Genomic DNA, 18526 nt, shown 5'->3' with positions numbered 1-18526 from the left:
AAAACTACTATCGCAAAGTTCAAAAAAAAGAGATGCCTATTACGGTGTAAAATTATATTTGTAGCTCAATTAATCAATATATAAAACCGTCAACTTATTTCAGGACGAGACATTTTGTTCCATTTTAAAAAAGTGGAACAAAATCAAAAAATAGTAAAGCTCTGTAATTAAGTTACTTGAGGCAAAAATGGCTAAGTAATACTTTAGATAGAGAGACCAAACAATAAAATCAAAACACTGATTATCAATATGTTCCATTTGTCTCGTTTGCCCCATTTCGAAAACGGAACAGAACGTGCAGGAAACATGGAATTATATAAAATATAAAAGCCGCTTCAATGATGAAGCGGCTTTCTATATAAAGGTATTTTACTATTAAACGGTTGGGTCTGATGTTACTTGCTCATCAGGTATATCAAATGCTGTGCGTTCTTTTTTAAGGATAGCAGCACTAACTAAGGCAACTATGCAACCAAAAACAAGCGTGCTTATTGCTGTAGCTATAGCGCCAAATATAGCACCATATTTTGTACCCATTTCCAGGGCTTTATCAATCTGCTCTTGCGACATTCCTTTATCCGCCATTGCAGTTTGTTGTTGCTCCATTGCTTTGGTTAGCATCTCAGGGCTTAATATGCCAAGGTATATATATATGAATATAGCCAGCAACAACCCACCAAAAAGCGAGTATCTGAAACCCGGGTTAAACGCCTGCCCAAATGTAATAAAGCCGCCCAACTGGTCTTTATATTCTTTCTGAGCTAAAAAACAAAAAGCTATAAACGGTAAGTAACCAATATACTTTACAGATGAATTTTGATCAATGTTAAGCAGTTGGAAACCATAGGTAATTACAATTGATACTACTACATAAATTAATGCCCATTTAGTAGCAATTGCGGTTGGGTTTGGTGCGGATTTTTCCATTTTATGAATTGGATAGGGTTAAAAATTAATTATTATTTAAAGCTAAACAATATTTCTAAAACAGCCATATCAAATGGTTTATTTACCGCATTATCTGCAATATTGGTTTTATCGCCTTCAGAAGCCTCTGGGTTTTGGAAAAAGCAGATCATCGGGTAAAATAATTCCTTCACTTCCGATTCTACATCAATGGTTTTGGCAACCTTATTCACCTCGCTAACCGGGCTTTCTATCAGTAACTGGTGAGCTATAACAGGTTCGTAAATACGGTACTCGTCCTGAAACTCATCCTCATCAACCAGTAAAAATTCCTTCAGGTAATCCTCCAACTCGGGGTCAATGTTTTCGTCTTCGCACTCGTTCAGGTACAGCAGCAGGTTTAAAAGCTCGGTACCGCGGTCAAGGGTTTTCTCCTCTATTTCCTCCCATTCAGGGGTTTCCAGGTAATCGTCTTCCAGTTTCTTTACATCTTCACTAAAGAAATTGATCATCAGCAGGTCGAAGAATGGCTCACGCAGTTCTTCCAATTGCGAATAGTCGTCAAAAACGGCATCAAGCGAATCTACCTTGGTCATGAAATCATCGTCTGAAGCAAATACGGTATCAAATTTTTCGGTAAGTGCGGCGGCATCAAAGCTGCCATATTTAGTAAAAGCCGTTAATGCACCTGTAATGGCTGATCTTACTTTTGGGTCGGTCATGTGAGTTGTTGTTAAAATTTCGAGATTTTGTTGTTATTACAGGTTAACAATACTTTTCCTTTTAAGTTCTGCCCTAAAAATGGCGAATTGTAACTTTTTGATTGATTAACGGCGCGGGTGTACTCCCATTCGTTATCGGTACTAAATACTACCAGGTTAGCAGCCGAGCCTTCGGTAATGGCCGGTACATCAACATTTAATATTTTACGCGGATTGATAGCCAGCTTTTCAACTACCTGCCCGGCAGATAAACCTGCCTGCAAAGCCAGCGTCAATACGGTTTGTAAACCGATGATGCCGTATTCGGCTACTTCAAACTCAACGTCTTTAAACTCAATTTCGTGCGGGGTATGTTGCGATACAATGGCATCTATGGTACCATCCTGTAAACCGGTCCTCAGTGCATCCACATCCTTTTGGGTACGCAGCGGTGGTTTTACTTTATAAAGGCTGTCAAAGCCCATTAAAGCTTCATCGGTAAGTACGATATTATGCGCGGCAACATCGCAGGTAACTTTTATGCCCTTTCGTTTTGCCTCGCGGATCAGCTCCACAGCGTGCTCGGTAGATATAGTGGTAAAATGGATCTCGGAGTTGGTGTCCTCGGCCAGGTAAAGGTCGCGGGCAATCATCAGCTCTTCGGCAAGGGCCGGTATGCCTTTCATGCCCAGCATAGTACTCACCACACCCTCGTTCACCTTTGCCTTACCGGCTATAGATGTATCTTCGGGGTAAGAGATAACCTTGGCGCCAAAATTTTGCACGTAAAGCAATGCGCGCTCCATCAGGCCGGCATCCTGCACGGGGTGGTTGCCATCTGTAAAGGCTTTTGCGCCGCTTTTAAACATATCAAACATCTCGGCCATATCTTTTCCCTCGCGTTTGCTTGAAATGGCTCCCAGGGGATATATATCCACCAGGTTGCCTTTGGCCCGGTTAAGCAGGTATTCTACTTCGGCCTTTGAGTGTACAGGGGGCTGGGTGTTTGGCATTAAAGCTATGCCGGTAAAACCACCCGCCGCCGCGGCGGCGGTACCTGTTTGCAGGTCTTCCTTAACCTCTAAGCCAAGTTCGCCAACGTTACAGTTAAGGTCGAAAAATCCGGGAGAAACATACTGGCCTTTCGCATCAACAGTTTTAACATCCGCATCAATTGATTTGGCTATTTTAGTGATGATGCCTTTTTCAATTAAAATATCGGCAACCTTATTATTAAAAGGCGAAGCGGGATCTACAACAGTGGCGGATTTGATAAGCAAATTCATTAGCGCTGTTTTATGGTGGGTTTAGCTGATATCTGTAGCTTGCCAAACACTTGTTTTGTCGTTTTTAAAATACCGTATCAACAGTATCTCGGCAGCCAAAAATATCAAGGCCAAAATTATACAAAGTTTCCATAATTGAAGCCCCGAATTTGCAGTACCTGCAATACTTTCGGCATTTAGCTGATTACCATTTAATAAGGTAGCGTTTTTAGGGAATATTTTATCCAGTTCGGCAGCGGATAAGTAACTCAGGTCACTTTCGCTGCGGTTATCGTTAAATGCTAATACCGCCGCCGTGCTGTCCTGTTTCTTCAGATCGTAGATACCGATCCCGGTTAACTGATCGGGGATGATGGTTTGCTTATCCTTTACCAGTTTTACCAACTGTTTTTCTGTTGATTGCAGCGGCACGGTTTCTACAGGCTGATTATTGCCTGCGGTATAAAATAAAGGCTGGTCGTGCCCGCTTAGTAAGGCTATCCTCAGGGTTACCGGCACAAATAAAGCATGTACAGGCAAGTTGCTAAAATCTTCATCCAACGCAACGGCACTTACATATACCTTGCCCCTGCCAAATGATGAACCCTGCCATAAGGGTTGGTCGTTTTGCAGGCGCATCAGGTATTCGCCGTCACGGCTGCCGGTGCTTAATGCGTAATATTTTTTCACGGATGGTAGATCCGGGTTTTGCGGTGCTGTTTCAAAAATGCTTTTAAACACCGGGCTTTGCAGGTTAATGGCCGATACTTTGGTATTTTCTGTTACCAGGTTTCCGGGTGCTGATGCCCCTAAGGGTTGTAAAAATGCTTTATAACTATTAATATCTGCATCAGCAGATGGAAACACCATTAGGGTACCACCTTTACTTACATACGTTTTTAACTGTTGTGCCAAACCTGCAGATATGGTTTTGATATCGCTTAAAACTATGATTGGATAAACATTCAATCCCGCATAATCTATATTTCCATCCGGTACCTGCTTTGCCGCAAAAAACGCATCCGAAGCAAAAACAGCGCTTAAATATTTATTAGGCTGCCCACCGTTTATTAATAATACCGGCAGTTTTTGGGTTACATTAAAGGTAAAGTAGAAATTATTATCGAACGTTACCGGGTTATCCTGCAACTGAATTTCGGCACGCTGCCAGCCAGCCTGCAAACCCGAGAACGACAATGTATCTCTTTGTGCCGAACGGGCATTCACCGTAAAACTGCCGATGGCTTTTTGCACACCGTTTATACTCAGTTTAAGCGGGACCTTTTCGGCTGCCTTATCAGCATAATTCCTCAAACGCACCACCATTCTCTCATTTTCATTTGGCCGGTGGGTAGCGTTAAGCATCCAAACAGAATCTACCGCTACATTGGGTAATGAATTAGCCTTTAGCTGAACTAAGTTTACCGGGAACCCTGCATCCTGTACAGCAGCATTTCCCTGTATATTCTTCTGAAAATCGGATATGATATAGCTGTGTTTTACAGCCCCCGGCTGCATACTCAGCAAGCTTTTTTGCCGCTCAGTAATTTGGCTAAGCTCTCTGCTTTGCGGACTGATCTTCACCGCGTCCACCGCATCGTTAAACTCGGTACGGTTTAGCAGTCGCTGGTGTTTGCCCTCAAAATCCTGCGTTAACAGCTGGAAACGGTCGTTTATATTGTATGATGCCGCAATTTGCTTGGCTTTCTGTTTGGCTTCGTCAAGCAGTGTCCCCTCTCGGTTAAGGGTTTGCATGGAGTACGAATTATCTACAAAAACACTTACCACCTGCTGCTTGCCCGCGTTAACCTGGTTAGCACCGGGGACGTATGGCCTTGCAAATGCCAGCACCAAAAACAATAGCGCCAAAAGCCGGGATGCCAGTATAAGACGTTCTTTTAAATTACGGTTGCTTGCCTGCTGCTCCTGCACCTCTTTCAGGAACTGTACATTACTGAAATATACCTTTTTATACCGCCTGAAATTGAACAGGTGTATAATAACAGGAATAGCCAGCGTTAACAGTGCGAATAAAAAAGCCGGATATAAAAAGTGCATGAATGTTTATGCCGATTGGGTGCAATACAAATTTGCAAATTTATGCGCAGATGCAGGAATGATTTGAGGGTTAATTATACAATAATTTGAGGGTTTCATTACGTACTGGGAAACGCAAAGTATTGCGTCTCTATATTGTTTATTTGTAGAGACGCAATACTTCGCGTCTTTGACGATTATCCCCCACCATTATTTGCTCTTCACACAACAATCCTGTAGCTTTAATGCAAACTTTAACCCTCATCAAATTAATGAAACACTTAACTTTAAAACTATCCTTTGCGGCATGCTTACTTAGCAGCGCGGGCGCATTTGCACAATCGCCGGATACCACTGTTTTTGGCCGCATCCGCCGTGCCGAGTTGAGCAGCTCGCAAATACCACAAATAGCACATTACCTTACCGATGTAGCCGGCCCAAGGCTTACTGCATCACCGGGTTATAAACGTGCGGCAACATGGGCTGTTGAAACCATGACCAAATGGGGACTGACCAATGCTAAATTGGAACCCTGGGGTGATTTTGGAAAACAATGGGACCTGCAGGATTTCAGCATAATCATGAAAACGCCTTACATACAACCCGTAATGGCTTACCCTAACCCATGGAGCGCAAGCACTAATGGTTTACAACAAGGACAGGTAGTGGTGATATCCCCACAACAGGCTATGGATACCATCTACATAGCGCAGCACCTTGCCGACTTTAAAGGGAAATTTGTTTTAATAACCGGCGGCAAACTGAATACAGAGGCTGGCTTTAAACCTGCATCAGAGCGCTTAACCGACGAAGAACTGGCTAATATGAAAGATACTTATATGGTTAGCCATAAAGAAATAGAACAATACGCCGGTTACTTTAAAATTATGGCCAAGGCTGATGTATTGACTAAACAAGCAGGTGCTTTGGGTATGATAACCACATCCCCATCAAATAACTACGGGACAGTATTTGTACAGGATATGGGGCAAAAGCTCACCTCACCTTTATCTGTGCCTAAACTAACTATGGCTTATGAGGATGGCCAGAAGATAAAACGACTGATACAAAGCGGCCACACTGTTGAGCTAGCCATAAACATTGTTGCTAAAACATCAACCGATGATATAAAAGGTTATAACGTTGTTGCAGAGATACCGGGTACCGACCCTAAGCTAAAATCGCAGCTGGTGATGCTTGGCGGGCACCTTGATTCGTGGACTGCCGCTACAGGCGCTACTGATAATGCTGCCGGCTGTATAGTAATGATGGAAGCCGTTCGCTTATTAGATTCTTTAGGTCTTAAACCAAAACGTACCATCCGCATTGCTTTGTGGGATGGCGAAGAGCAAGGTGTATTTGGTTCATACAATTACGCCAAGAACCATTTTATGGGCGTGGATTATAAACTGAAGCCTGAACAAGCCAAGGTATCTGCTTACTTCAATCTTGATAATGGCAGCGGTAAGATCCGCGGGATCTTTACCCAGGGCAACACCGCTATCCATCCCATATTTGAAAAATGGTTTGAACCATTTCATGACCTTGGCGCCAAAACTGTAACCAATAAAAACACCGGCTCAACCGACCACCTATCGTTTGACTGGGCGGGCATCCCAGGTTTCCAGTTTATACAGGACCCGTTAGATTATGAAACCAAAACCCACCACAGCAACCAGGACAACTACGACCATTTGCAAATGGACGACCTTAAACAGGCCGCTATCATTATAGCATCGTTTGTGTACCAAACCAGCGTGGAGAAGGATATGATGCCACGCAAACCACTGGTTAAAGAGATTTTTGCTTTTGATGGTTTGTAGGAAGTTATTAATCAAACAAAGAGGGCTTGGTATTTTATGCCAAGCCCTCTTTGTTTACCCACCATGTCATTGCGAGCGATAGCGTGGCAACCTCGTCGCATTCTAATCGGTTATGCATAGCTACGAGATTGCCACGTCGCTATCGCTCCTCGCAATGACATATTTTTATTATTCTTCTATCTTATTAATCAGCATAGCCAACCCTGTTTTCACCTTCTTTATCAACCCGGCAAGTTCCTCCGGCGGCATATTTTGTTGCAGATCATCCTCATTAATATCGTTCATTTTATCGAGGAAGGCATCTAAACCCAGGTCGTGTTCTTCGTTAAGGTTATCGCCATCCAGTTCAAGCACTACAAACAAACTTGATAACCGCTGGTAATAAGTATCGGTTGTTAGTTTATCAAGCGTATGGTATTCCAGTTTCAGGCGGTATAAAAAATCCTCTAAGATCATTGGTATAAAATAAAAACAGGTGGTTCAGTTAATTGCAATTAGCCAAACCACCTGCCGGGTGAAATATTGTTTTGCCTTACCTAATCCCTATGCCTACGGCGGCGCTTATGGGTTTCGGCTTGTTTACGTTTTTTTGATTTGCTTACTGTTTGCTTCTGCTCAGGTTCAGCTTGTTTCACAACTGCGTCTGTTGGTTTTGAAGCAGAATCAACGCTTAATTGTTTAACTGTAAAGTTATTGCTGCGCAGGCTGTATTCCAGCTGGCGTTTTGCACCAGTGGGTTTGGCTAAAGAGTCGTTACTGGCATAGATCGGGAACTCGCGGATCAGTTTACCTTCTTTGATATAAAAATTATCATTACCACGATAGCCTTTGCGTTGCGAGTTGGTCAGCTTCGGGAAATCCAGCTTATCGGCATCGTTATTATTAAACTCAAAAGCGTATATCCTGGCGTAATTTACCGTGTCCTTTCCTTTCGATTGGATCAAGATCTCGGGATTACCATCCATATCCATATCGGCGTTAAATACGTCGGTAATGGTACCGTCAAGGTCGCCGGTGGTGGTAGTATATTTCATCTTCGACGAATCTGAATGCAGAATAGCAAACGACCCAACCTGGGTTGAACCCCTGCCCCAGCTTACCACATCATACGTTTGGCCCGGCGATACTTCTATTGCCTTATGAAAACGGAACGGCTGCATTAAGGCCGGTTTAGCTGCCACATTACTGTTTGCCACAGGCTTTTTATCATCGCTGCCACAGCCTGTTATCAATAGCCCAATTGCCGATATGAATAAATAGTTTTTAAAATCCATGCTTAAATATAGCGCTTAGTTAAACATCATATCTGGTGACACCTCGCCCTTTGGCTTACCGGGGATAGTCATATAAACCCGTAAACCACTACCGGATGAATTAGCATCCACGTATTTTATAGTGATCTTATGGTACCCTTTTAGTAATGGTATTACACCTTGTTGCTCAACGGGGCCTGTGCGGCCATCGTTATCAACAATTGGCACATCATCGATCAATAAAACTGAGCCATTTGATGATGCTGTTGAAAAACCGTAATTGCCATCAACATCAGCTTTTAAATAACCGCTGAATACAACGCCGTATTTGTTAAACGCTTTTTTGAAGGCGCTTAGTGCAGTACTAAAGCTTTTTGCTATGCCGGTATCAATTACCGCTGCGGAGTTTATCTGCGTGGTGTTCACATAAGTACCCGCCGATGCCTGGTATTTTAAGCCTGGTGTATTGCCGGTATAGTTAACAGCAGACAAAGGTGCTTTATTAAACATTTTGGCTGCGGTAATAACGCTGCGTTTGCCTGTAGGTGTTACCACAATGGTTTTAAGGTCGCGGTATTCATCCAAAGGCACGGGGTAGCTCATAGGACCGGTGTATAACAACTCGGTTTCGCGCGGGGTATAACCATCTATGGTGTAATATATCTTAGCCCCTTTAACCGGCGATTTAAGATTAACATTAAGCGTGCTGCCAATCATCACCGTATCAGCATTACCAATAGCAGGCGGAACGCGGTAGTTATAACCGTTTTTATCAAGGCGGGCGAGGTGTTGCGGTAAACGCGCTTCCGAAAAATCCCGGTAATTTTTGTTGGCTGTTGGTGTCCAAGCCACTTCAGATAATGCCAGCATACGCGGCAATACCATGTATTCTATCTTGGTTTCGGTAGTAATATATTCTGTCCAAAGGTTGGCTTGCACGCCTTTTATATATTTTTGCTGCGCGGGTGTTAAAGCAGCGGGCGTTGGGTTGTAGGCATATGTTTTTTGGATAGGTGCGTTACCGCCAATACCAACCGGCTCCTGGTTTATTTTACCTTGCGCGTGGTCAAAATATAAGCCCTGGCTGCTTGGGGTCATGATCACATCGTGGCTCTCTTTAGCAGCTTGTATACCGCCTTCTTCGCCTCTCCAGCTCATTACAGTGGCGTTAGGTGCTAATCCGCCTTCCAGTATCTCATCCCAGCCAATAATGCTGCGGCCTTTACTGTTTACAAATTTCTCCATCCGCTGGATGAAATAGCTTTGCAAACCATGTTCGTTTTTTAGTTTTAAGCGTTTGATCAGGTCCTGGCAAAATTTTGATTGCTTCCACACATCTTTTGGAGCCTCATCGCCACCTATGTGGATGTATTTGCTTGGGAAAAGGTCTATCACCTCTGTCAGCACGTCCTCCAAAAAGCTAAACGTTTTTTCAGACGGGCAATAGATATTGTTAAACACCCCCCATTTGCCTGATACTTCATACTTCTGACTTGAGTCGCAACTTAACTCGGGGTATGCCGCTAAAGCAGCTAAAGCGTGGCCCGGCATTTCAATTTCGGGTACGATGGTGATATAGCGGTCGGCAGCGTATTTGATCACATCACGGATTTGGTCCTGCGTGTAATAACCAGATACCGGCACGCCATCGTATTGCAACGGTGTGCGGTCTTTATAGTTACCGATAACGCTTTCCTTACGTGTGCTGCCAACTGAAGTAAGTTTTGGATATTTTTTGATCTCTATACGCCAGCCCTGATCGTCGGTTAAGTGCCAGTGGAAGGTATTCAGCTTGTAGGTTGCCATCAGGTCGATATATCTTTTTACAAACTCTACCGAGAAAAAATGGCGGCAAACATCAAGCATCATACCCCTGTAGCCAAAGCGCGGGTAATCTTCAATAGTTACAGCCGGTAGCTTGGCGGTGGCGCCCCTTTCAAGCGGAATAAGCTGTATAAGCGTTTGGATGCCGTAAAACAAACCTGCGCCATTACCGGCAACTGTAATTTGTTGCGGGGTGATGGTTAGGCGATAACCCTCGGCAGGCAGGGTTTCTGTACCTGCTGATGTTAAATAAATAGATGTTGTACTAACCCTTGCATTGCGTAAAGCAACCTGTTTGTTATAGGCCATGTTATTGGCCAGGTACGATGAGAAGAACTGTACCGCCTTATTATTTGGCGTATCGGCCTGTATAATGGTTTCCTGACTTAAAATAAATTCGCCGGGGGCTTTTTTTACTGATACAGGAGCAGGTATGATACCCGCATATGGGTCTGTATCCTGGGCATTAACACAAAAAGACGATGCCACCAGTAAAGCAGCCAACAGGACATGTTTTCTTTTATTCATAGTAAAAACAGAATCAGGTAAATAACGAGCCCGTAATTTAGCATTATTTAAAAAAAATGCATCATTATAACCTAAAAATTACGCGAACAGAGACAAAAAAGCCGCTTTCTTAGAAAGAAGCGGCCTTTTTAAAATATTTTAATTTGTAGTTAGTTTTAGTTAACTTGTGGCTAGTGCCTGCCTAATCACGAATTAACTAATCTCTGATCACTTACCGCTTATGCGGTAACCATATGTTCTTTACCAGCCAGATAACGCTCGGCATCTATAGCTGCCATACAGCCTGTACCGGCAGCGGTAACTGCCTGGCGGTAGATATGATCCTGCGCATCGCCACAGCAAAATACACCTTCTATATTTGTTTCGGTTGAACCCGGACGGGTGATGATATAACCGGTTTCATCCATATGGATAGTACCACGGAAGATATCAGTGTTTGGTTTATGACCGATAGCTACAAAGAAACCGGTAACATCCAATATCCTGTCTTCGTTAGTTACGTTATTGCACACCTTAACCGCGTTAACGCTTTGGCCATCGCCAAGTATTTCAATGGTATCGGTATTGTATAAGATCTCGATATTAGGCGTGTTCAACACGCGGTGTACCATTGCTTTTGAAGCACGGAACTCATCGCGGCGAACGATCATGTAAACTTTACGGGCTAATTTAGCCAGGTAAGTTGCTTCTTCGGCAGCGGTATCACCGGCACCTACTATGGCTACATCTTGTCCTTTAAAGAAAAAGCCGTCGCAAACCGCACAGGCCGAAACACCAAAACCACTGTATTTTTGTTCAGACTCTAAACCCAGCCATTTGGCTGATGCACCGGTAGAGATGATAACAGTATCGGCCAAAATAGTTTTGCTTTCGTCAACTGTTACCTTGTGTGGCAACGATGAAAAATCAACCGAACTTACGTAACCAAAGCGGATATCAGTACCCAAGCGTTCTGCCTGTTTGCGAAAATCTTCCATCATTTCAGGGCCCATGATACCATCAGGGTAACCCGGAAAATTCTCAACATCAGTAGTTTGGGTAAGCTGCCCGCCGGCAAGCATACCTGTGTACATAACAGGGTGCAGATCGGCGCGTGAAGCATAAATTGCTGCGGTATATCCCGCCGGGCCCGATCCTATAATAAGGCATTTTACGTGTTCAATATCTTGTGACATTTGTATTTTAATAATGAGATGCGAATTTAAGATTTATAGATGACTGCGCCAATAGGTAATAGTCAACATACTGCCATACCTTAATGACTATTTACCAACATTGGCCTTTAGCACCCTGATAAAATTCCCCCCTAATATCTTATCAATATCTTTTTCGCTGTAGCCCAGCTTTAGCAACTCGGCGGTAACCTTTGAGTAGTCGGTAACGCTATCCAAACCAAGTGGATACGATTCTGCACCGTCAAAATCCGAGCCTATGCCTACGTGGTCGGCCTCTATCAGCTTCACCATATAGTCGATATGTTTAATGAGCATGCTCAGCGGCGGGCGCAGTTCGTCGGCCTCAGTTTTGTTGATAACATTCAAACGGATGCTGGCCAGATCATAATCATTATAGATTTTGATGAGCGAATCAAGTTCAGTTTTGTGTTTTGTAAGATAAGCTTCGTGCTTTGTGTCGTAGGTACTATCTATAAAACCACTGTAAAAGTTCAGGAACACCACCCCACCATTTTTAGCGATGGCTTTTAGCTGGTAATCCTTCAGATTACGCCTGTGTGGATTAAGCGCATAAGCACAACTATGCGATGCAATAACGGGCTTTGTTGTGATAGCCATTACATCGTTAAAGGTTTGCTCGCCGGGATGCGACAGGTCTATCATCACACCTAAATTATTAAGCTTTTTAACTACCTGTTTACCAAAATCAGTTAACCCTTTCTGTTTTAACCTGTCAGGGTGTAAAACTTCATCGCGGGCAGATGATGCCCAATTGGTGCTGTTGTTCCAGGTGAGGGTGAGGTAGGCCATACCGCGTTTGTGCAAACTGTCAATATAATCAAGCCTGTCTTCTATCATATGGCCGCCTTCTACCCCTATCATGGCAGCTAGTTGGTTTTGTTTAACCGTTTGCTGGAGGTCGGCAGCGGTGCGGACTAATTTTATTTTACCAGGATTGCGGTTGATAAGTGCATATAATGTATCTATCTCGCGGTTGGCATAGGCGTAAGCTGTACCGTTACCGTACTGATCGCCGCACCAGATGGAGAATACCTGTACGTCCAATCCGGCTATTTTGGCGCGTACCAAATCGAAATTGCCGGTAGTTTGGAGCTTGCCTAAATCTGCTTGGGTTATCAGTTGATTGGATATGGCATCGTTATGCGTATCAACCAGGATAGCACGCTGATGGATCTGATTGACGTTTTGGGCTGATGCGAAGAGTGTTAATAGTAATAGAAGTGGCAGAAGTAGCTTTCTCATATTGGAAGGTAAGTAATTTCTTAGATTTAACCACAGAGGATACTAAGATTAGCTTAAATATAAACACAAAGAGCACAGAGTTTTAAAAAATCATCTCTGTGCTCTCTGTGTATATACGCCGGTCATATCTCTGTGTGCTCTGTGGTTAAATAACCCTACGTCTGAATAATTTCACGCCGTTGTTGGTGTTGTCACCAACAACCTTTAGGACGGTAAACTTATGCATAGTTTGGATGCATGGTGGCTTGTTGGTGACAACACCAACAACGGCGGAAATATAAAGACGCGAAGTATCGCGTCTCTACAAGTATATACGCCATGCCAAATGTAATTTCCCGGGAGGGCAGAACCAATCTCTAATCACAAACCACTGATCACTATCTACGTCTGAATAATCCCCACGTTAAATTGCTTTTCTATCGGCGCATGGTTGGCGGCTTCTATACCCATAGAGATTACCTTGCGGGTTTCCAGTGGGTCAATAATTCCATCTACCCAAAGCCTTGCGGCGGCGTAGTATGGCGTGGTTTGGGCGTTGTACCGGTCGGTTGTTTGTTTCAGCAGTTCAGCTTCTTTCACATCATCTACCTCTTCGCCTTTGGCTTTTAAACCCGCGGCCTGCATTTGCACCAATACTTTGGCGGCCTGACTGCCGCCCATTACGGCTATTTTGGCCGATGGCCAGGCGTATATTAAGCGTGGATCGTAAGCCTTACCGCACATGGCGTAATTGCCTGCGCCGTATGAATTTCCTATTACAATAGTAAATTTTGGCACTACCGAATTGGCAACCGCATTCACCATTTTTGCGCCGTCTTTTATAATGCCGCCATGTTCGCTACGGCTACCCACCATAAAACCGGTAACATCCTGCAGAAACACCAGTGGGATCTTCTTTTGGTTACAATTCATGATAAAGCGGGTGGCTTTATCGGCCGAATCGGAATAGATAACCCCGCCAAATTGCATCTCGCCTTTTTTTGATTTGATAACCTTGCGCTGATTGGCTACAATACCAACAGCCCAGCCATCAACCCGGCCAAGGCCACAAATTATAGACTGCCCATAACCCGCTTTATACTCTTCAAATTCTGAATCGTCAATTAAACGTTTGATGATCTCGTACATATCGTAAGCCTTCTCGCGGTTATCTGGCAGTATGCCGTAAATATCTTTCTCGTTTAGTTTTGGTGCAGATGGCTTGATCCTGTCGAAACCGGCTTTGTTGTAATCGCCCACCTTGCTCATGATGTTGCGGATAGAATCCAGGCAGGCCTTGTCATTGGGATGTTTATAATCTGTTACGCCCGAGATCTCGCATTGGGTTGTTGCACCACCAAGGGTTTCGTTATCTACGTCCTCGCCTATGGCCGATTTAACCAGATATGATCCCGCCAGGAAAACAGACCCCGTACCTTCTACGATCATCGCTTCATCGCTCATAATCGGCAAATAAGCACCACCAGCCACGCACGAGCCCATGATGGCTGCGATCTGGATGATACCCATACTGCTCATTTGCGCATTGTTGCGAAAAATACGGCCAAAATGTTCTTTATCGGGGAAGATCTCCTCCTGCAAAGGCAAATAAACACCGGCAGAGTCTACCAGGTAGATGATAGGCAGGCGGTTTTCCATCGCAATTTCTTGCGCGCGCAGGTTTTTCTTGGCTGTTATTGGGAACCAGGCTCCGGCTTTAACAGTAGCATCATTAGCAACAATTACACATTGCCTGCCGCTAACATAGCCAATACCGCAAACTACACCGCCACTTGGGCAGCCGCCGTGCTCGGTATACATGCCATCGGCTGTAAAAGCACCTACCTCAAGCCAGGGTTTATCATCATCTATGAGGTAGTCAACACGCTCGCGCGCAAGCATTTTACCCTTTTCCTTTTGTTTAGCAGCAGCTTTTTCGCCACCGCCGAGGTATATTTTTTTTAGCCTTGTGTTAAATTCGTAAACGAGTTGTTTGTTAACATCCTCATTTTTATTGAATTCCAGATCCATACGCGTATTATAATAGGTTGTGTAATTTTAGGAAAATTAATCAGGAAAAACTTAAACGCGTAGAAATTTATTATGCATGCATAATAAATAAAGCAAACTACCGACTGAATACCTATGTCAGATTCCTATCCTTAAACCAAACTTCATCGGGTTTTATATCGATGTTCTCCATCAGGTTAACCAGTTCAATTGGGTCAACAGAGGCAAGCACCAGGTCGCGGTTAGTAGGTTTAAGGTAACGCTGATCTACCATAACATCCATTTGCTTTAGCAACAGATCATAAAAGCCACCAACATTCAGTACACCTACAGGATGGTTATGCAAGCCTAACTGCAGCCAGGTAAGTACCTCAAAAAATTCTTCAAGCGTGCCGAAGCCGCCGGGAAGCATGATGATGCCATCACACAAGTCGTTCATTAACTGCTTGCGCTGGTGCATATTCTCTACTACGTGCAATTTGGTAATGCCGGTATGCCCAACTTCCTTGTCCATCAAAAACTGCGGAATAACACCTATCACTTCACCGCCCCTTCCCATCACCGCATCGGCTAACAAACCCATTACGCCAACCTTACCACCGCCATATATCAGGGTGATATTTTTGCTCACCATCACTTCAGCAAGGAGCTCGATAGCTTGTTTAAGTGCAGGGTCGCCATTAAAATTGGCACCGCAGAAAATGCAAATAGCTTTCATGGCGGCAAATATACAGCATCTGCCTTGCAAAATAAACCATATTATTATCCATTATATTTATGGGTTCGTCCATTTATTTACTACTATTACAATAGTAATTTTAGCTAAACCATATAACACAAATACCTAAATGAAAAAAACCTTACTCCTGACTGCAACAATGGTTGCCGTTTGCCTTTATTCTTTCGCGCAAAGTGTTGTTAACCCTAATGTAGAAATTAAGGATAGTCCGGCAACCATCATTAGCAAAATTGAAACCGATAAACAATACACCATAGTTAGCTTTGATCATTATGCCCAGACTGATAGTGCATGGGTGGTACTTAATAAAGAAATTTATATTCAAACAGATATTGATAATCAACACTACGAGTTTGTAAAGGCTGAAGGTATTGCTGTAGCACCCGAAACAAGGCACACCTTTGCCAAAGCCGGTGATAAACTTTCATTTAAAGTATATTTTAAAAAGATACCTGCGAATGCGAAATTAATTGACATTATTGAGCATGCGGGCAGGCGTAGCGATGGCGTTACGTATTTTAACTTTTATAATATAGACCTGACACAATCAAACCCGGGGGAGCAGCGCGTAAAGGTAACTCAGGTTGTTTTGACCCCGCCGCCAGTGAATGAACAATTCAACACTCCGCCAAATGATATCACAAACATGATGAGCGCAATGGGCCCAATGTATGATAACCTTACCAAGGTAATGTTAAGCGCCCAACTTAACTTTTACAAGCAGCCCGGTAAATTGGCTGAGATTGCTAAAGTACATAAGCAATATTTCGATGCTCTTGTAAAAGAAGGTTTTACTTATGACCAAGCCATTAAAATAGTAACATCAAGCCCGTTAATTCAACTGACAGGTATATCAGGTAAATAAGCTTAAACCTTATTTCATAGAAAAGGGGATACAAAATTGTATCCCCTTTTCTATTTACATCGCTGAAATTATCGTGTATAATTCGGAGCTTCTTTAGTTATTGTAATATCGTGCGGGTGGCTTTCGCGCATGCCGGCAGCAGTTATACGTACAAATTTGGCTCTTTGCAGGTCTTCGATGTTGGCAGCACCGCAGTAGTGCATACCTGCACGTAAACCGCCAATGTACTGGTAAACCACCTCAGCCATGTTACCTTTAAATGGTACGCGGCCAACAATACCTTCGGGTACTAGTTTAGTTACCACATCGGTCTCGTCCTGGAAATAACGGTCTTTAGATCCCTTAGCCATCGCCTCGATAGAACCCATGCCCCGGTATGATTTAAATTTACGGCCTTCGTATATAATAGTTTCGCCAGGTGACTCTTCTACCCCGGCAAACAATGAACCAGCCATGATAGAACTTGCACCCGCTGCAATTGCCTTTACAATATCACCTGTTTGTTTGATACCGCCATCGGCAATAACCGGGATACCGGTGCCTTCAAGTGCTTTGGCACACTCATATATAGCATACAATTGTGGTACGCCTACCCCTGCTATGATACGGGTGGTACAGATAGAACCCGGGCCAATACCTACTTTAACCGCATCGGCACCTGCAGCGGCAAGTGCTTTGGCAGCATCGGCAGTGGCAATGTTACCTGCTATCACCTGCAAATCGGGATAAAGCTGTTTAACGGCCTTAACCATATCAATAACCCCTTTTGAGTGGCCATGCGCGGTATCAATAGTAACAACGTCGACACCAGCCTTAACCAGGGCGGTAACACGGTCAATATTGTCGGCAGCAACGCCAACGGCGGCGCCTACACGTAAGCGGCCAAACTCGTCTTTACAAGCATTGGGGAAGTTTTTCACTTTTTGGATATCCTTATAAGTGATCAATCCTACCAGTTTACCATCCTTATCAACAACCGGTAATTTTTCAATTTTGTTATCCTGTAGTATCGCGGCAGCATCCTGTAGTGTTGTACCTTGTGGTGCAACTATCAGGTTTGTTTTGGTCATGATATCGCTAACCGGTACGGTCAGGTCTTTCTGGAAACGAAGATCGCGGTTAGTGATAATACCCTTCAGTTTGCCATCGGTATCAATTACGGGTATACCGCCGATGCTGTTTTCGCGCATAATGTTTACAGCATCAGAAAGTAAAGCGTTTTCCAGTAATGTAACCGGTTCCTGGATCATGCCGCTTTCAGAACGTTTTACTTTACGTACTTCGTCGGCCTGTTGCTGTATGGTCATGTTTTTATGCAGCATACCAATACCACCTGCCTGAGCAATGGCAATAGCCAGGCCAGCTTCGGTTACGGTATCCATAGCGGCCGAAATGATCGGGATGTTTAAACGGATCTTTTTTGTTAAAAAAGTGCTCGTGTTAACTTCGCGCGGTAATACTTCTGAATAAGCGGGGAGTAATAATACGTCGTCATAGGTTAATCCTTCGGCGACAAATTTGGATGGGTCTAACTGCATAGCAAATAATTATTTGGAGTTATTATTTGCCGGGCAAAGCTAACAAAATTTATGGGATTTGAGAAGGAGAAGTAAGAATCAAGACGTAAGAGTAGAGAATTTTACATTTCGGAGAAATATCAGGACAAAAAACGATAGTTAAAATAGTAAGAGTCAGGAACCTCTTGACTCTTACATCTTATCTCTCAATAATTAATACTTCCCTACTATCACTTTATAAAAGTTATCAAAGTCGAGGTACTTGTTAGCAAGTGCTTTCAATTCTTCGGCAGTGATATTTTTTACGGTTTGGGTGTAGCGTTCGTAATAATCGTAATCCAAACCTGCAAAATACAGGTTCTTGAATTTATCGGCATGCGACATCACATTCTCCAGGCTTCCTAAAAGCGAACCCAACATAAAGTTACGTACCAGCGATAATTCTTCATCAGGGATCAAATCTGTTTTTAACAGGGTTACCTCTTTTTCTATTTCGCTTACTGCGGCTTTGCAAACATCTGCGCCAACTTCCGAGGCGATAAAGAACGAGCCGGTTTGTTTAAACGACTGCATACCCGAACCTATACCGTAAGTATATCCTTTATCCTCGCGGATGTTAGTCATCAGCCTTGAACCAAAAT

Annotated in this window: 15 protein-coding genes; 2 read left to right on the top strand and 13 right to left on the bottom strand. The window is 43.5% G+C overall.

Going from position 1 to position 18526, the window contains the following annotated elements; all coding sequences use genetic code 11:
• Positions 1 to 375: 375 nt before the first annotated feature.
• Genes WC615_RS16010 through WC615_RS15995 form a run of 4 tightly spaced genes read right to left on the bottom strand, consistent with a single transcriptional unit; the run spans position 376 to position 4930 of the window.
• On the bottom strand, positions 376 to 927 hold the full coding sequence (locus WC615_RS16010; RefSeq protein ID WP_372979083.1) for a DUF4199 domain-containing protein: 552 nt from the start codon (positions 925 to 927) through the stop codon (positions 376 to 378).
• 32 nt (positions 928 to 959) lie between these two features.
• Positions 960 to 1628 (bottom strand): hypothetical protein, encoded by a 669-nt coding sequence (locus tag WC615_RS16005; RefSeq protein ID WP_372979082.1) that lies wholly within the window; start codon positions 1626 to 1628, stop codon positions 960 to 962.
• A gap of 11 nt (positions 1629 to 1639) precedes the next feature.
• On the bottom strand, positions 1640 to 2893 hold the full coding sequence (locus WC615_RS16000) for a dihydroorotase family protein (RefSeq protein ID WP_372979081.1): 1254 nt from the start codon (positions 2891 to 2893) through the stop codon (positions 1640 to 1642).
• 21 nt (positions 2894 to 2914) lie between these two features.
• On the bottom strand, positions 2915 to 4930 hold the full coding sequence (locus WC615_RS15995) for a BatA domain-containing protein (protein ID WP_372979080.1): 2016 nt from the start codon (positions 4928 to 4930) through the stop codon (positions 2915 to 2917).
• 251 nt (positions 4931 to 5181) lie between these two features.
• On the opposite strand from WC615_RS15995, the gene WC615_RS15990 reads away from it, so the two are divergent.
• Positions 5182 to 6732, top strand: coding sequence for a M20/M25/M40 family metallo-hydrolase (locus tag WC615_RS15990; RefSeq protein WP_372979079.1), 1551 nt, complete (start codon positions 5182 to 5184; stop codon positions 6730 to 6732).
• A 168-nt stretch (positions 6733 to 6900) separates the two neighbouring features.
• Here the strand turns inward: WC615_RS15990 and WC615_RS15985 are convergent, their stop codons facing one another.
• From WC615_RS15985 to WC615_RS15955, 7 genes are all read right to left on the bottom strand, one after another.
• Positions 6901 to 7188 (bottom strand): hypothetical protein, encoded by a 288-nt coding sequence (locus tag WC615_RS15985; RefSeq protein ID WP_372979078.1) that lies wholly within the window; start codon positions 7186 to 7188, stop codon positions 6901 to 6903.
• An 80-nt stretch (positions 7189 to 7268) separates the two neighbouring features.
• Positions 7269 to 8006, bottom strand: a complete 738-nt coding sequence (locus WC615_RS15980) for a hypothetical protein (protein WP_372979077.1) — start codon at positions 8004 to 8006, stop codon at positions 7269 to 7271.
• 15 nt (positions 8007 to 8021) lie between these two features.
• Positions 8022 to 10337 (bottom strand): family 20 glycosylhydrolase, encoded by a 2316-nt coding sequence (locus WC615_RS15975; RefSeq protein ID WP_372979076.1) that lies wholly within the window; start codon positions 10335 to 10337, stop codon positions 8022 to 8024.
• Positions 10338 to 10555: 218 nt separating this feature from the next.
• Positions 10556 to 11512 carry a thioredoxin-disulfide reductase gene (gene trxB, locus WC615_RS15970; protein ID WP_372979075.1) on the bottom strand — a complete coding sequence of 319 codons (957 nt, stop codon included), beginning with the start codon at positions 11510 to 11512 and terminating at the stop codon, positions 10556 to 10558.
• Positions 11513 to 11599: 87 nt separating this feature from the next.
• Positions 11600 to 12775, bottom strand: a complete 1176-nt coding sequence (locus tag WC615_RS15965) for a dipeptidase (protein ID WP_372979074.1) — start codon at positions 12773 to 12775, stop codon at positions 11600 to 11602.
• Between the two features lie 381 nt (positions 12776 to 13156).
• Positions 13157 to 14785, bottom strand: a complete 1629-nt coding sequence (locus tag WC615_RS15960) for an acyl-CoA carboxylase subunit beta (RefSeq protein ID WP_372979073.1) — start codon at positions 14783 to 14785, stop codon at positions 13157 to 13159.
• A gap of 112 nt (positions 14786 to 14897) precedes the next feature.
• Positions 14898 to 15482, bottom strand: a complete 585-nt coding sequence (locus WC615_RS15955; RefSeq protein ID WP_372979072.1) for a TIGR00730 family Rossman fold protein — start codon at positions 15480 to 15482, stop codon at positions 14898 to 14900.
• A 130-nt stretch (positions 15483 to 15612) separates the two neighbouring features.
• On the opposite strand from WC615_RS15955, the gene WC615_RS15950 reads away from it, so the two are divergent.
• On the top strand, positions 15613 to 16368 hold the full coding sequence (locus WC615_RS15950) for a hypothetical protein (RefSeq protein ID WP_372979071.1): 756 nt from the start codon (positions 15613 to 15615) through the stop codon (positions 16366 to 16368).
• A 68-nt stretch (positions 16369 to 16436) separates the two neighbouring features.
• On the opposite strand, the gene guaB is transcribed toward WC615_RS15950, so the two are convergent.
• Positions 16437 to 17906: an IMP dehydrogenase gene (gene guaB, locus WC615_RS15945; protein ID WP_372979070.1), complete on the bottom strand. Its 1470-nt coding sequence runs from the start codon at positions 17904 to 17906 to the stop codon at positions 16437 to 16439.
• A 192-nt stretch (positions 17907 to 18098) separates the two neighbouring features.
• The coding region (locus WC615_RS15940) for a M16 family metallopeptidase (RefSeq protein WP_372979069.1) at positions 18099 to 18526 on the bottom strand (428 nt) is incomplete at its 5' end.

Origin of the sequence: Mucilaginibacter sp., from assembly GCF_041663085.1 — a bacterium.
GTDB lineage: Bacteria > Bacteroidota > Bacteroidia > Sphingobacteriales > Sphingobacteriaceae > Mucilaginibacter.
This window is presented reverse-complemented; position numbering and strand designations above follow the sequence as displayed.

Bases quoted from the DNA above. Each gene is read 5' to 3' on its own strand.
- WC615_RS16010 (WP_372979083.1), bottom strand. From the start codon at position 927: ATGGAAAAATCCGCACCAAACCCAACCGCAATTGCTACTAAATGGGCA.
- WC615_RS16005 (WP_372979082.1), bottom strand. From the start codon at position 1,628: ATGACCGACCCAAAAGTAAGATCAGCCATTACAGGTGCATTAACGGCT.
- WC615_RS16000 (WP_372979081.1), bottom strand. From the start codon at position 2,893: ATGAATTTGCTTATCAAATCCGCCACTGTTGTAGATCCCGCTTCGCCT.
- WC615_RS15995 (WP_372979080.1), bottom strand. From the start codon at position 4,930: ATGCACTTTTTATATCCGGCTTTTTTATTCGCACTGTTAACGCTGGCT.
- WC615_RS15990 (WP_372979079.1), top strand. From the start codon at position 5,182: ATGAAACACTTAACTTTAAAACTATCCTTTGCGGCATGCTTACTTAGC.
- WC615_RS15985 (WP_372979078.1), bottom strand. From the start codon at position 7,188: ATGATCTTAGAGGATTTTTTATACCGCCTGAAACTGGAATACCATACG.
- WC615_RS15980 (WP_372979077.1), bottom strand. From the start codon at position 8,006: ATGGATTTTAAAAACTATTTATTCATATCGGCAATTGGGCTATTGATA.
- WC615_RS15975 (WP_372979076.1), bottom strand. From the start codon at position 10,337: ATGAATAAAAGAAAACATGTCCTGTTGGCTGCTTTACTGGTGGCATCG.
- trxB (WP_372979075.1), bottom strand. From the start codon at position 11,512: ATGTCACAAGATATTGAACACGTAAAATGCCTTATTATAGGATCGGGC.
- WC615_RS15965 (WP_372979074.1), bottom strand. From the start codon at position 12,775: ATGAGAAAGCTACTTCTGCCACTTCTATTACTATTAACACTCTTCGCA.
- WC615_RS15960 (WP_372979073.1), bottom strand. From the start codon at position 14,785: ATGGATCTGGAATTCAATAAAAATGAGGATGTTAACAAACAACTCGTT.
- WC615_RS15955 (WP_372979072.1), bottom strand. From the start codon at position 15,482: ATGAAAGCTATTTGCATTTTCTGCGGTGCCAATTTTAATGGCGACCCT.
- WC615_RS15950 (WP_372979071.1), top strand. From the start codon at position 15,613: ATGAAAAAAACCTTACTCCTGACTGCAACAATGGTTGCCGTTTGCCTT.
- guaB (WP_372979070.1), bottom strand. From the start codon at position 17,906: ATGCAGTTAGACCCATCCAAATTTGTCGCCGAAGGATTAACCTATGAC.